Genomic DNA, 13,614 nt, shown 5'->3' on the forward strand with positions numbered 1-13,614 from the left:
AATCACCGCACCGGGCCGAGCAGCGCCGAATTGTCCATCTCGACCGCCCGTGCCTCCGCCTCGCGCGCGCGCAGTGCGGCGACGTTCGCCTCATGCTTCGCGCGGGTGATCGGGTAGAACAGCAGGATCAGCGCGCCGAGCGTCCACAGCCCGATCGAGCACGGGATATAGTGGATGACGAGGCTGCGGATCGCCTCCTCGCTCACCTGCCCCGGCGCGGGCCGGGCCGGAAAATCGGACCAGACCAGCAGGCGCCCGGCAAGGAAGATGCCGATCGCGGTCGAGCATTGCTGCATGAAGCTCGACGCGGCGAAGAAGGTCCCCGCCTCGTGCCGCCCGGTCCGCACCGCGCTGTCCTCGACCACGTCCGCCAGCATCGAACTGGTGTTGATCAGCGAGATCGCGACCATCGCGCCATAAATGGCGCCGATCGCGAACAGGGTCGGCACCAGCCACGGGTCGCCGGGCACGAAGAACCAGCCCATATAGGACAGCAGCAGCGGCGACAGGCCGATCGCGACCCCGGCAATGGCGAAGATCATCGAACTCGCCCGCTTGCCGATCCACGCCGACATCACCGGCGCCAGCGGGGCGGCAATGGTCGCGGCGACCAGGCTGTCGATCGTCAGGATCGCGAGCTGGGTCGCGTTCAGCTGGAACAGATAGGTGGCGAAAAAGAGGTTGGTCGCGCTGTACAGGCCGATCGCGGAATATTTGAGCACGCCAAAGCCAAAGATCGCCAGAAAGGCGCGGTTGCGCAGCGCGGCCCCCATTTCGCGCAGGTGGCCGAGCAACGGGGTGCGCTCTGCCCGCACCTCCGCCTGGCGCAGATGCGGGATGCGGTTGTGCGTGCCGATCCCGCAGATCAGGATCACCGCCAGGATGGTCAGCGCGCCCGCAATGGCAAAGCCGGGATACCCGTCGGGATTGAGCTGGCCGCGCGGATATTCGGGCGTCGCGGCAAAGAAGGTCAGCAGGCACAGGGTGGTAAAACCATAGGTGCCGGCATAGCCGAACCACCAGCGCAGGCTGAACAGCCGCGTGCGCTCGCGATAATCGTCGGTCATCTCCGGCGTCATCGCCGAGGTCGCGATCTCGAACGCGCTGATCGACATGCGCGTGAGCGCAGCGGTGGCAAAGATCCACACCCCCATCTGCAGATCGGTCATCCCCGCCGGCGGGAACCAGGCGAGCAGAAAGAACAATGCGGTCGGCAGCGCGGCGCCATAGATGAACGGGTGGCGGCGCCCCCAGCGGCTGCGCGTCATGTCCGACCAGCGCCCAAGCAGCGGATCGGCGACCGCATCGACGAGCAGGGTCAGCGCGACTGCGGCGGAGACGATTCCGGCGGGAACGCCGATGATCTGGCTGTAGAAAAACAGCAGATAGGTGGTGAAGGCGGCGTTCTTGATGCCGTTGGCGATGGCCCCGGCGCCATAGCTGACCCGCGTTGCGACCGTGATCGGCGGGACGCCGCGCACCGCATTCGCACCACCGCCGACTCCATCGAGCGCCGTCGCCATCCGCATCTCTCCCATCGCCGTCTGCTGCGGCTGTTTAGAAGCTGCGGTATGTCTGCCGCTACGTCAAGCACCTGCGCAGCATGGCGCGCCGCGCCCGCAGGCGGCAGACGGGCATATTGCGGAATTGCGCCGCCACCCCATCTGAGCGCCAACCCCGCTGGAGACCCCCATGATCGACCTGCACTACTGGCCGACGCCGAATGGCCACAAGGTCACGATGTTTCTGGAGGAGGCCGGCCTCCCCTACACCATCCACACGGTCAATATCGGGACCGGCGAGCAATTCCGGCCCGACTTTCTGAAGATCGCCCCCAATAACCGCATGCCGGCGATCGTCGACCATGCGCCCGGCGATGGCGGCGCGCCGGTCAGCGTGTTCGAAAGTGGTGCGATCCTGTTGTACCTGGCCGACAAGACCGGTCAGTTCCTGAGCCGCGACCTGCGCGAGCGGGTGATGCAGACCCAATGGCTGATGTGGCAGATGGGCGGGCTTGGCCCGATGGCGGGACAGAACCATCATTTCAACCGCTACGCGCCCGAACAGATCCCCTATGCGCAGAAACGCTATATCGACGAGACCAACCGCCTCTATGGCGTGCTCGACCGCCAGTTGGCCGGGCGGCCGTTCGTCGGCGGCGAAGCCTATTCGATCGCCGACATGGCGATCTATCCGTGGATCGTCCCGTACAAGGCGCAGAGCCAGGATCTCGACAGCTTTCCGCATGTGAAGCGCTGGTTCGAGGCGGTCGGCGCGCGCCCCGCGACGCTGCGCGCATACGCCCGGGGCGAGGAGATCCGCCCGGCCGACACGCCGATGACCGAGGAACAGAAGAAAATCCTGTTCGGCCAGACCGCCCGCACCGGCACCGCCGACTAAGGCTGCCCCCATCCCGCAATGCCCCGGCCCGCACCGCCGCGCCGGGGCACAGCCCTGCTGCAAACCGGCCGGCTTCGGGGCCGGTCGTGGTTTCCGCTGTAACAATCATGCTTCACATAGCGGTTTTCGCCGCTAGTCTCCCGGCGATCCGGCCCCAGAGGCCAAGAAATGTCAGGGAGTCTCGTGCCGATGGCGCACACACCAGCAGCCGCACCGGGCGGTGAGCGAACCTTTTTGGGCCACCCGCTCGGCCTGTTCATCCTGTTCTTCGCCGAAATGTGGGAGCGCTTCTCCTACTACGGCATGCGCGCGCTGCTGATCTTCTACCTGACCCAGCACTGGCTGTTTTCGGACGAGAAGTCGGGCGTCATCTACGGCGCCTACACCGCGTTGGTGTACATCACCCCGGTGCTTGGCGGCTATCTGGCCGACCGCTATCTCGGTCAGCGCAAGGCGGTGCTGTACGGCGCGGTGCTGCTGACCTTCGGCCATTTCCTGATGGGATTCGAGGGCGATGGCGGCACCGATAGCGGTGCGCTCAACATCTTCTGGCTGGCGCTGAGCTTCATCATCGTCGGATCGGGCTTCCTCAAGGCGAACATTTCGGTGATCGTGGGCCAGCTCTATCCGCGCACCGACGTGCGCCGCGATGGTGCCTACACGATCTTCTACATGGGCATTAACCTCGGCGCGGCGCTCGGCTCGCTGCTCTGCGGCTATCTCGGCCAGACCTATGGCTGGAGCTATGGCTTCGGCGCAGCGGGCGTCGGCATGCTGCTCGGCCTTGTCGTGTTCGTGCTCGGCAAGCCGCTGCTGATGGGCAAGGGCGAAGCGCCCGATGCCGAAGCGCTCAAGAAGTCGGTGGTCGGCATCAAGCTCGAATGGCTGCTGTACCTGATCGGCATCGCCGCCGTGGTCGGCATCTGGCAGCTGATCCAGTATCAGGCGGTGATCGGCTGGCTGCTGATGGTTTCGGGCGCGCTGCTGGTCGGCTATGTCCTGTTCACGGCCGTGGTGAAGCTCGACCGTGAGGCGCGCGACCGCATTTTTGCCGCGATGTTCCTGATCCTGGGTTCGATCCTGTTCTGGGCGCTGTTCGAACAGGCCGGTTCGTCGCTCAACCTGTTCACCGATCGCTATGTCGACCGCGCAGGCGTTCCGGCGTCGATGTTCCAGTCGATCAACGCGATCTACATCGTGCTGCTCGCCCCGCTGTTCGCGGCGCTGTGGACGTTCCTTGGCCGGCGCGGGCTGGAGCCGTCGACCCCGGCCAAGTTCGGCCTTGCAATGCTTCAGCTGGGCCTGGGCTTCCTCGTCCTCGTCTGGGGTTCGCAGGCAGCGGGCATGGAGAACCTGACCCCGGTCCTGTTCATCTTCCTGATCTATCTGCTGCACACCACGGGTGAGCTGTGCCTGTCGCCGGTCGGCCTCAGCGCGATGAACCGGCTCGCCCCTGCGCACATGGCCAGCCTGATCATGGGCACGTGGTTCTTCGCCTCGGCCACCGGCAACTTCGCCGCGGGCCTGATCGCGGCTGCCACCGGGTCCGAGGCGGCGGCGGGCGAAGGCGCGAACAAGGCGGTCGTGCTCGACGTCTATTCGACCGTCGGCTGGGTCGCGATCGGCTTTGGCGTCGCGGTCGTGCTGATCGCGCCGCTGATCAAGAAGCTGATGCATCTCGACACGCTGAAGGACGACGAACTGGCCGGCCAGGCCGAGCTCGCCGAGCCGCAGGCGCCGGGCATTCATCTCAAAGACGAGACGCGCTGATCGTCTGATCATCGGGAGGGGGAAATGGCGTTACTGATCGCGGCCTGTGCGGCGTTTCTGGGCACCCATTTCCTCCTGTCCCACCCCTTGCGAAAGCCGCTGGTCGACATGGTCGGCGAGCGGCTTTTTATTGGGATCTATTCGCTGGTCGCCTTCGCCACATTGGGCTGGATGGCGCATGTTTATGGGCGGATGCCCGATGAAGCGCCGCTCTGGGCGGTTGGCGACGGCCTGTGGGGCGTGGCGAGCGCGATCATGTTCCTCGCCTCGGTGCTGTTCGTCGGGTCGCTGATCGGCAATCCCGCCTTGCCCGACCCGACCGACAAGCCAAAGCCGGTGCCGCGCCCGCGCGGGGTGTTCGCGATCACACGCCACCCGATGATGTGGAGCTTTGGCCTGTGGGCGGTGGCGCATATCCTGGTCTTTCCGCAACCGGCGCAGATCGTGCTGGCGGGCAGCATCGGCCTGCTCGCACTGGGCGGCGCGGCGTTGCAGGACGGCAAGAAGCGGCGGCTCCAACCCGATTTCTGGCCGCGCTGGCAGGATGTGACCAGCTATTGGCCGTTCGTCGCGATCGCGCAGGGCCGGGCGCAGGGTGCCGCGGCCTGGCCCGGCAGGGTCGCGATGGTCGGTGGAACCGTCCTGTGGCTCGCGGCGACCTGGGCGCATCTGCCACTGGCGAACATGCCGGCCGGCATCTGGCGGTGGATCGGCGGATAAAACGGTGCGGTGCCGCCCCCAATCGGGCGCAAGCGCGATCTCAACATCGCCCGCTACGCATACAATTTGCGACATTATTTCGGTAGACGCACGATCGGCGGGCGCCCATGTCAGGAGCATGAGCCGTCGCGCGATCCTGATGCTGACCCTGGCCGCACTCCCGCTCGCCGGATGTGCCGCCGGACCCGATTACCGCCCCGGCACCGCTGCCCAGATCGGTGTCCCGCCTGCATTTTCGGTTGCCGCCGATCAGCAGGCGCAGGCCGATCTCACGCGCTGGTGGACCGCGTTCAACGATCGGATGCTGACCGCGCTGGTCGAGCAGGCGGCGGGCCAGAATCTCGACGTGGCGCAGGCGGTGACCCGGCTGCGTCAGGCGCGCGAGGCCTTGGTCCAGTCGCGCGCGGCATTGCTCCCCTCGGTCAGCGTCGGCGGCAGCGCGGCGCGCAGCGAGCCGCTGCGCGGCACCAGCACACAGGTGACCCTGCCCGACGGCACCGTCACCAGCGTGTCGCAGGGCGGCAACACCAGCTTCTCGCTCGGCGGCGATGTCAATTATCAGGTCGACCTGTTCGGCGGCGTGCGGCGCGGGGTCGAGGCGAGCCGCGCGCAGCTGGAGGCATCGGGCTACAGCTATGCCGCGACGCTGGTTTCGATCCAGGGCGAGATCGCGCGCAACTATATCCTCGCCCGCGCGGCGCAGGCGCAGCTGGCCAATGCGCGCGAGAGCCTGACCATTCAGGACGACAATCTCGAGATTGCGGGCTTTCGCGTGCAGGCGGGCCTCGTCTCCTCGCTCGATCAGGAACAGGCGCGCGCCAATCGTGCGCAGACCGCCGCATCGATCCCGTCGATCGCGGCGAGTTACAACAGCGCCGTCTCGCGCCTCGGCGTGCTGACCGGACAGGCACCCGGCGCGCTCAAGGCGCAGATGGAAGCGGTGCGCCCGATCCCGCAGGGGCCGGAGCGGATCGCGGTCGGCATTCCTGCCGACACGCTGCGCCAGCGGCCCGATGTGCGGCTGGCCGAACGCAACCTAGCCGCCGCGGTCGCGCAGATCGGCGTGGCCGAAGCCCAGCTTTACCCGCAGCTCTCGCTCGGCGGCAGCATTGACGCCGGCGCGGGCAGTATCGGCAGCCTGTTCGACGTGATCACCGGCCGCGTCTTCGCCAGCATCGCACAGACGATCTTCGACGCGGGACGCACACGCGCGCAGGCCCGCTCGGCCCAGGCGGCGGCCGACGGCGCCTTCTATGCGTACAAGCAGACGGTGCTGGCGGGGCTTGAGGATGTCGAGAATGCCGTGGTCGCGCTGCAGAGTGCGCAGGCGCGCGAGCGCGAGTTCACGATTGCGCTCGATGCCGCGACCAACAGCGCGGTGCTGTCGCGCAGTTCCTACCGCGCCGGCCTTGCCGATTTCCTGACGCTGAGCCAGGCCGAAGCGTCGCTGGTGTCCGCGCGCAACGGGCTCAACCAGGCGCGGTCGGACAAAGCGAGTGCATTGATCCAGCTCTATCTCGCGCTAGGCGGCGGGTGGGATGCCAGCGCCGCGCCGACGCCCGACACCGTCACCGCCCCTCCCCCTGTTTCTGGAACCGGAACCAATTGATGGCCGACGCTGCAAACCCAAAGCTCGACGAATTTCTGGGCGGCAAGACGGTGCCGGCATGGCGCCGGCATTTGAAATGGATCGTGCTCGCGCTGGTCGCGGTCGTCGCGATCTATGGTGTGCTGCGCATGTTCGGCGGCGAGGAAGAGGCGGGCTATGCGACGCGCGCGGTGGAGCGCGGCGCGCTGACCGTGACTGTCTCTGCAACGGGCAAGCTGACGCCGACCAATCAGGTGCAGGTCGGTTCCGAACTGTCAGGGCTGGTCAGCCGGGTGCTGGTCGACGTCAACGATCGCGTGACGGCGGGCCAGCCGCTCGCGCTGATCGATCCCGAACGGCTGGACGACGCGATCACTCAGGCCCGCGCATCGGTCGCGGCGGCGGAGGCGACGGTGGCGCAGAATCAGGCGACATTGGTCGAAGCGCGCAGCCAGCTCGCGCGGTTCGAGGAGGTCAGCCGTCTGTCGGGCGGGCGCGTGCCGGCCAAGACCGAGCTCGACAATGCCCGCGCCGCAGTGGCCCGCGCCGCCGCGACGGTACGCGCGAGCGCGGCGCAGGTCACCTCGCAACAGGCGGCACTGCGCTCGGCGGTGACGCAGCGGAACAAGGCGATCATCCGCTCCCCCGTCAACGGCGTGGTGCTGGCGCGCCAGGTCGAGCCGGGCCAGACGGTCGCGGCATCGTTCAACACCCCGACGCTGTTCGTGATCGCCGAGGATCTGAGCGCGATGGAACTGGAAGTCGCGATCGACGAAGCCGATGTCGGCCAGGTCAAGCAGGGGCAGAAGGCCAGCTTTACCGTCGACGCCTTCCCTGGCGAAACCTTCCCCGCCGCGATCCAGCGCGTCGATGTCGGCTCCAACCTGTCGGCCCAGACGAGCACGACGACGAGCACCACGACGGCGCAGGTCGTATCCTATGGCGCAATCCTGTCGGTCGCCAACCCGGAACAGAAGCTGCGCCCCGGCATGACCGCGACGGCAGAGATCGTGACGCTGCAGAAGGACAATGTGCTGCTCGTCCCCAACGCCGCGCTGCGCTTTACCCCCGGTGCCGGCAGCGGCCAGAGCGGTGGCGGCGTTGCCGGCGCGCTGGTCCCGCGCGGCGGGCGGCGGGCGTCGCAGGGCGCGGAGAAATCGGCGACGATCGGCCGCGGCGCCAAGCAGACCGTCTATGTGAAGGGCGAGGACGGTCAGCCGCGCGCGATCGAAGTGACCACGGGCGACAGCAATGGCCAGGTCACCGAAGTCCTGTCGGGCGACCTCAAGCCCGGGACCGAAGTGATCACCGGCCAGCTCGCCACCAGCGGCGGCAGCAGCGCGGCACCGCGCGCATCGGGCAGTGGCCAGCGCAAGGCGGGAGCGTCGGGTGGCTGATCCGATCATCCGCCTGCGCGGGGTCACCAAGACCTATGGCGAGGGACCGACCGCGTTTCAGGCGCTGAAGGGCGTCGATCTCGACATTGCCGAGGGCGATTTTGTCGCGGTGATGGGCCCGTCGGGATCGGGCAAGTCGACGACGATGAACATCCTGGGCTGTCTCGACGTGCCGACGCGCGGCGAATTCCTGTTCAAGGGCGTGCATGTCGAGGCGCTGGACCGCGACCAGCGCGCACTGCTGCGCCGCCGTTATCTCGGCTTCGTGTTCCAGGGGTTCAACCTGCTGAGCCGCACCAGTGCGCTGGAAAATGTCGAACTGCCCCTGCTCTATCGTGGCGAGGACAAGAAGACGCGGCATAGGCTGGGCATGGCGGCGCTGGAAAAGGTCGGGCTGGATCGCTGGTGGGACCATACCCCCGCCGAACTGTCGGGCGGGCAGCAACAGCGTGTCGCCATCGCCCGCGCGATCGTCACCAGCCCCGCCGTACTGCTCGCCGACGAGCCCACCGGCAACCTCGATTCGGAACGGTCGGTGGAGATCATGGAATTGCTCACCGGCCTCAACAGGGACAGCGGCATCACCGTGCTGATGGTCACGCATGAATCGGAGATGGCGGCGTTCGCGCGCACCATCGTCCATTTCAAGGACGGGCTGGTCGAACGGATCGAGACGGGGATGCGCGCGGGGGTTCCCGCCTGATGCTGGGCACCACCTTCACGCTCGCGATCCGCTCGATCCTGCGGCACAAATTGCGCTCGTTCCTGACGACGCTCGGCATCATCATCGGCGTGGCGGCGGTCGTGGCGATGGTGACGCTTGGCAATGCGACCACGGCAGCGGTGCAGCAACAGATCGCCAGCCTCGGCACCAACATCCTGCAGGTGCGCCCCGGCCAGGGCTTTGGCCGCGGCGGCGGCGGCCCGCGCCCGCCCGATTTCGAGGAGCAGGATGTCGAGGCGATCCGCGAGCAGATTGCCGGGGTCAAGGCGGTCGCGGCGCAGGCGCAGGCGACCGGCACCGCAATCTATAACGGCGCCAACTGGTCGACCACGATCAACGGCACCGGCAATGCCTATTTCGACGTCCAGCCCTGGCCGCTGACCGGCGGGCGCACCTTTTCTCCGGCGGAAGAGGCAGCGGGCAAGGCGGTGTGCATCATCGGCAATACCGTGCGCCGCAACCTGTTCCGCGACGGCGAGGCGATCGGACGGCGCATCCGCATCAACAACGTGTCGTGCGACGTGATCGGCACGCTGTCGACGCGCGGACAGGCGGGGTTTGGCGGCGATCAGGACGATGTCGTGCTGATGCCGATCAAGACGGTGCAGCGCCGCTTTACCGGCAATCGCGATATCCGCCTGATGCTCGTCGGGGTCGACTCAGCGTATGACACCGCCACGGTGCAGGCATCGCTGAGCGACCTGTTGCGCGAGCGGCGCGGGATCGATCCGGGCGAGCAGGATAATTTCAACATCTTTGACACCGCGCAGATCAGCGCGACGCTGACCGGGACGACCCAGTTGCTGACCAGCATCGTCGCGACGGTTGCGGCGATCAGCCTGATCGTGGGCGGCATCGGCATCATGAACATCATGCTGGTCAGCGTGACCGAACGCACGCGCGAGATCGGAATCCGGCTCGCAATCGGCGCGGTCGCGCGCGAAGTGCTGATGCAGTTTCTGGTCGAGGCGATCGTGCTGTCGATGCTGGGCGGCGTGATTGGGCTGGCGGTCGCGCAGATCGTGATCGCGATCCTCACCCCGCTGATCCAGGTGCCGTGGACGTTCGATCTTCAGATCAACATCATCGCCTTTGCCATCGCGGCAGGGATCGGGGTGGTGTTCGGGTACTTCCCGGCCCGACGCGCGGCCGGACTGAACCCGATCGACGCGCTGCGGCACGAATAGGGTGGCGGCACCGGCCCACTCCCCCACCCGGCCACCCATAAGGTATCTTCAATGGGTGGCCGGGTGGGGAAGCGGGCCGGTGCCGCTTCAGCGAAGCTGAAAACGACTTAGCTGAACTGCAGCAGCACCAAGCCGCCCGCGAGCACCACCGCTGCAGCGATGCGGCGGCCGCCGAACCCTTCGCCCAGCATCCACGCGCCCATCAGCGCCGCCCACACCACGGCGGTTTCGCGCAGCGCCGACACCTTTGCCACCTCCATCAGCGAGAAGGCGTAGAGCGCAGACCCGAACGAGATGCTCGACAGCGCCCCCGCCGCGACGCCATGCTTCCATGTCGCCCTGACCGCCCGCCCCAGCGCGCGCCGGCGAAGCAACAGTGCGGTCATGGTGATGCAGATGCTGTCGAGCATGAACAGCCACACGATATAGGTGAACGGGCTTGGCGCGACGCGCACCCCGCGCGCATCGGCCATATTGTACAGCGCGACCCCGATCGCGGTGGCGAACGCCCAGCCCAGCGCCACCTTGTCCGGGTGCGCGGCCAGCCTTACGCCGCGCGCGGGCAGTGCGAACACGATCACCGCACCGGTCGCGACGACCAGCCCGATCCAACCGATCAGCGGCAGATGCTCGTGCAGCACCAGCACCGCGAACCCGGCGGTCAATAGCGGCGCCGCGCCGCGCATGATCGGGAAGACAAGGCTCAAATCGCCGCGCTGCATCGCGCGCACCAGGCAGATCTGATAGGCGAAATGCGCCGGCACCGCCCAGGCGAGCGCTTGCCAGGTGGCGGCATCGGGCAGCGGTACGATCAGCGCGAACGGTGCGATCACCACCGCCGCGCTCGATGACAACAGCGCCCGCGCGACGAGAATATCGTCGCCGCGCTTCACCACCAGATTGGTGAGCGCGAGGCTGAAGGCCGAAATCAGGCCGAGCGCGATGGCCAGCGCCTGATCACCCATGGATCAGCCGATCGAGATCCTCCGGCGTATCGATATCGACCAGCTCTGCGGAGGGCGCGACGACGTGATGCCCGCGGCGGATCAGGTCGCGCGCGCCGCGGTCGCCCGCTGCCGCGCGCAGGGCGGCGAAATGCCCGCGTCCGAACAGTGCCGGGGGGCACGGGGTTACGCCATCGCTGGACGCGACAAGGGCGGTGTCGCCATCGGCGTGGTCGAGCAGCCGGTGAATCTGCGTCGCGGTGATGCGCGGCATGTCGGCGAGCGCGACGATCACCGCATCGGGATCGCCGTGCATCGCCGCCGCCACGCCGAGCCGCAACGAGCGGCCCATCCCGGCGGCGGGATCGTCATTGGTCACGATGCGATAGCCATGGCCGGCAAGATCGAGCGCGGTGTCGGCCACGACCGCAATCCGCGCGGCGAACGGCACCGCCGCCAGCGCCGCCACGGCATGCAGGCCGAGCGGACGGCCGCGCCAAGGCATGGTCAGCTTGTCCGCATCCCCGAACCGGCGCGAACGGCCGGCGGCGAGCAGCACCAAAGCGGCGCGTTCAGCGCGGATCATGCAGCGCCCGCACCATGCCCGCCGCGATCGACAGCGCGATCTCGGCCGGGCCGACCGCGCCGATCGCGATTCCCGCGGGCCCCTCGACCCGGTCGATCTGCGCGGGCGAGAGCCCAGCCGCCGCCAGCCGCTCGCGCCGCGCGGCATGGCTTTTGCGCGACCCCAGCGCCGCGACATAGCCCGCACCGCCCCTCAGCGCCGCGATCAGCGCCGGGTCATCGATCTTGGGATCATGGCTCAGCGTCACGACCGCCGTCGCGCCATCGGGACGCAGCGCGTCGATCGCCTCGTCCGGCCAGCGATCGTCGAGCGTCACGTCGGGGAAGCGCTCCGCCGTCAGGAACCGCCCGCGCGGGTCGATCACCACGGTGGCGATGCCCAGCTCGCGCGCAAGCCCGGCGAGTACCTGAGCAATCTGCACCGCCCCGACGATCAGCAAGCGGCGCGGCGGTTCGTAGCGATTGATGAAGGCGCCGGACAGCGGGTCGACGCTGCTGCGCCCGCTCGCGAGGTCGGTCGCCACCTCCAGCGCCCTGCCCTCAGCCCGTGCCGCCGCAATCGCGTCGAACAGCGCCGGGTCGAAGCCATGCGCAGTGACCGGCTGGACCATCACCTCGATCTCGCCGCCGCACGGCAGGCCGACCTCCCACGCCGCCGCATCCGCCACGCCATAGCGGCGCAGCGCAAATGGCGCGCCGGCGATCACCTCTGCCGCCACCGCCATGATGTCGGCTTCGACGCAGCCACCCGACACCGATCCTTCGAACCGGCCGTCTTCATGCACCAGCAAATGGCTGCCACGCGGGCGCGGCGCCGAGCCCCAGGTCGAGACGACGGTCGCCAGCGCCATCCGCGCGCCCGCCCAGCCACGCGCGGCGGCGATCACGCTGTCATTATCCGCCATGGTGCCTCGCTACTGTCATCCGAATCACCTAGCGCATTGCTGCAATTCGAGGGAGATAGGGCGATGGCGGGATTGTGGCGAGCGGCGCTGGTGCTGCTGACGATTGCGGCTCCCGCCGCTGCACAGGAGGCCGTCATCGCGTCCAAGCCCATCGTCATCGCGCATCGCGGCGCCAGCGGCGAGCGGCCCGAGCATACGCTCGCGGCCTACCAACTGGCGATCGAGCAGGGTGCGGACTTCATCGAACCCGATCTGGTGATGACGAAGGACGGCCAGCTCGTCGCGCGGCACGAGAATGACATTACCGGCACCACCGACGTGGCAAACCGCACGGAATTTGCCGACCGCAAGCGCACCAAGACAATCGACGGCATCAGCCACACCGGCTGGTTCACCGAAGATTTCACGCTCGCCGAACTCAAGACGCTGCGCGCCAGGGAGCGCCTGCCGCAGCTGCGTCCGGGAAACACCAAGTTCGACGGGCACTATGAGGTGCCGACGCTGCGCGAGGTCATCGCGCTGGCCAAGGCGGCGAGCGCCAAGACCGGGCGGACCATCGGCATCTATCCCGAAACCAAGCACCCGAGCTATTTCGCGTCGATCGGCCTGCCGATGGAGGCGGTGCTGGTGGCGGAGCTCAAGGCCGCCGGCTGGGACCGCGCGGATGCGCCGGTGTTCATCCAGTCGTTCGAGGTCAACAACCTCAAGGCGCTGAAACAGCTGACCCGGGCACCGCTGATCCAGCTGATGGCGGCGGACGGCGGCCCGGCGGACAAGGCGGAGCCCAGCTACCGAACGATGGCGACGGCGGAGGGGCTGAAGGCAATCGCCGCCTATGCCAGCGGGGTCGGCCCGCAAAAGGACATGGTGGTGGCGGGCGACGGCACCGTCTCGCCGCTGGTCGCCGACGCGCATCGCGCGGGCCTCAAGGTCCATCCCTGGACCTTCCGCGCAGAGAATTTCTTCCTCCCGTCCGGTCTGCGCGCCGGCGCGAACCCCGCCGATCATGGCGACATGAGCGCGGAGATTGCGCGTTTCCTGGCGGCGGGCGTGGATGGTTTATTTACCGATTACCCTTATCAGGGGGTACAGGCGCGCGATCGGCATTCTCGCTGAACGCCCGTTGAGGGACCGCGCGATGCGCAAGGGACTGATGATTGCCGTTGCCACACTGCCGATCCTGTCGGGCGGCTGCGTTGCCAAAACCGCGTTCGACGTGGTCACTGCGCCGGTCAAGGTCGTGGGCAAGGCGGCCGACTGGGCCACCACCAGCCAGGACGAATCCGACCGCAATTACGGCCGCAAGGTACGCGAAAAGGAAGAAAAAGAAGGCCGCGAGCGCAAGAAGCGCGACGAAAAGTGCCGCAAGGATCCCGACGACTGCGATTGAGCGC

The 13,614-nt window shown here is 67.7% G+C and carries 13 protein-coding genes; 9 read left to right on the top strand and 4 right to left on the bottom strand.

Annotation, left to right across the window (positions count from 1 at the left end):
- Positions 1-2: 2 nt before the first annotated feature.
- Positions 3-1,523, bottom strand: a complete 1,521-nt coding sequence (locus J2Y54_RS05255; protein WP_310037514.1) for an MFS transporter — start codon at positions 1,521-1,523, stop codon at positions 3-5.
- A 169-nt stretch (positions 1,524-1,692) separates the two neighbouring features.
- Here J2Y54_RS05255 and J2Y54_RS05260 point away from each other — a divergent pair, with 169 nt between their 5' ends.
- From J2Y54_RS05260 to J2Y54_RS05290, 7 genes are all read left to right on the top strand, one after another.
- On the top strand, positions 1,693-2,400 hold the full coding sequence (locus tag J2Y54_RS05260; RefSeq protein ID WP_310037515.1) for a glutathione binding-like protein: 708 nt from the start codon (positions 1,693-1,695) through the stop codon (positions 2,398-2,400).
- A 189-nt stretch (positions 2,401-2,589) separates the two neighbouring features.
- Positions 2,590-4,170: a peptide MFS transporter gene (locus tag J2Y54_RS05265; RefSeq protein ID WP_310037517.1), complete on the top strand. Its 1,581-nt coding sequence runs from the start codon at positions 2,590-2,592 to the stop codon at positions 4,168-4,170.
- Between the two features lie 24 nt (positions 4,171-4,194).
- Positions 4,195-4,890 (top strand): NnrU family protein, encoded by a 696-nt coding sequence (locus J2Y54_RS05270; RefSeq protein WP_310037518.1) that lies wholly within the window; start codon positions 4,195-4,197, stop codon positions 4,888-4,890.
- Between the two features lie 118 nt (positions 4,891-5,008).
- Positions 5,009-6,499 carry an efflux transporter outer membrane subunit gene (locus J2Y54_RS05275; RefSeq protein WP_310037520.1) on the top strand — a complete coding sequence of 497 codons (1,491 nt, stop codon included), beginning with the start codon at positions 5,009-5,011 and terminating at the stop codon, positions 6,497-6,499.
- Positions 6,499-7,875, top strand: a complete 1,377-nt coding sequence (locus J2Y54_RS05280) for an efflux RND transporter periplasmic adaptor subunit (RefSeq protein WP_310037521.1) — start codon at positions 6,499-6,501, stop codon at positions 7,873-7,875. The genes J2Y54_RS05275 and J2Y54_RS05280 overlap by 1 nt, the downstream gene beginning before the upstream one ends.
- Positions 7,868-8,578 (top strand): ABC transporter ATP-binding protein, encoded by a 711-nt coding sequence (locus J2Y54_RS05285; RefSeq protein WP_310037524.1) that lies wholly within the window; start codon positions 7,868-7,870, stop codon positions 8,576-8,578. The genes J2Y54_RS05280 and J2Y54_RS05285 overlap by 8 nt, the downstream gene beginning before the upstream one ends.
- Positions 8,578-9,786 (top strand): ABC transporter permease, encoded by a 1,209-nt coding sequence (locus J2Y54_RS05290; RefSeq protein WP_310037526.1) that lies wholly within the window; start codon positions 8,578-8,580, stop codon positions 9,784-9,786. Before J2Y54_RS05285 ends, J2Y54_RS05290 begins: the two co-directional genes overlap by 1 nt.
- A 107-nt stretch (positions 9,787-9,893) precedes the next feature.
- Here the strand turns inward: J2Y54_RS05290 and J2Y54_RS05295 are convergent, their stop codons facing one another.
- Genes J2Y54_RS05295 through J2Y54_RS05305 form a run of 3 tightly spaced genes read right to left on the bottom strand, consistent with a single transcriptional unit; the run spans position 9,894 to position 12,220 of the window.
- Positions 9,894-10,751, bottom strand: coding sequence for a DMT family transporter (locus tag J2Y54_RS05295; protein ID WP_310037529.1), 858 nt, complete (start codon positions 10,749-10,751; stop codon positions 9,894-9,896).
- Positions 10,744-11,316: a nucleotidyltransferase family protein gene (locus J2Y54_RS05300; RefSeq protein WP_310037530.1), complete on the bottom strand. Its 573-nt coding sequence runs from the start codon at positions 11,314-11,316 to the stop codon at positions 10,744-10,746. The genes J2Y54_RS05295 and J2Y54_RS05300 overlap by 8 nt, the downstream gene beginning before the upstream one ends.
- Entirely contained in the window at positions 11,303-12,220 is a 918-nt protein-coding gene (locus J2Y54_RS05305; protein WP_310037532.1) for an XdhC family protein, read from the bottom strand. The genes J2Y54_RS05300 and J2Y54_RS05305 overlap by 14 nt, the downstream gene beginning before the upstream one ends.
- Before the next feature lie 63 nt (positions 12,221-12,283).
- On the opposite strand from J2Y54_RS05305, the gene J2Y54_RS05310 reads away from it, so the two are divergent.
- Positions 12,284-13,336 (top strand): glycerophosphodiester phosphodiesterase, encoded by a 1,053-nt coding sequence (locus tag J2Y54_RS05310; RefSeq protein WP_310037533.1) that lies wholly within the window; start codon positions 12,284-12,286, stop codon positions 13,334-13,336.
- Positions 13,337-13,358: 22 nt separating this feature from the next.
- The gene (locus J2Y54_RS05315; protein WP_310037535.1) at positions 13,359-13,610 is read left to right on the top strand and encodes a hypothetical protein; all 252 of its coding nucleotides are present in this window, start codon (positions 13,359-13,361) and stop codon (positions 13,608-13,610) included.
- The last annotated feature ends 4 nt before the right edge of the window (positions 13,611-13,614 follow it).

The sequence above is a fragment of the Sphingomonas sp. BE123 genome, assembly GCF_031456015.1.
Classification (GTDB): Bacteria; Pseudomonadota; Alphaproteobacteria; order Sphingomonadales; family Sphingomonadaceae; genus Sphingomonas.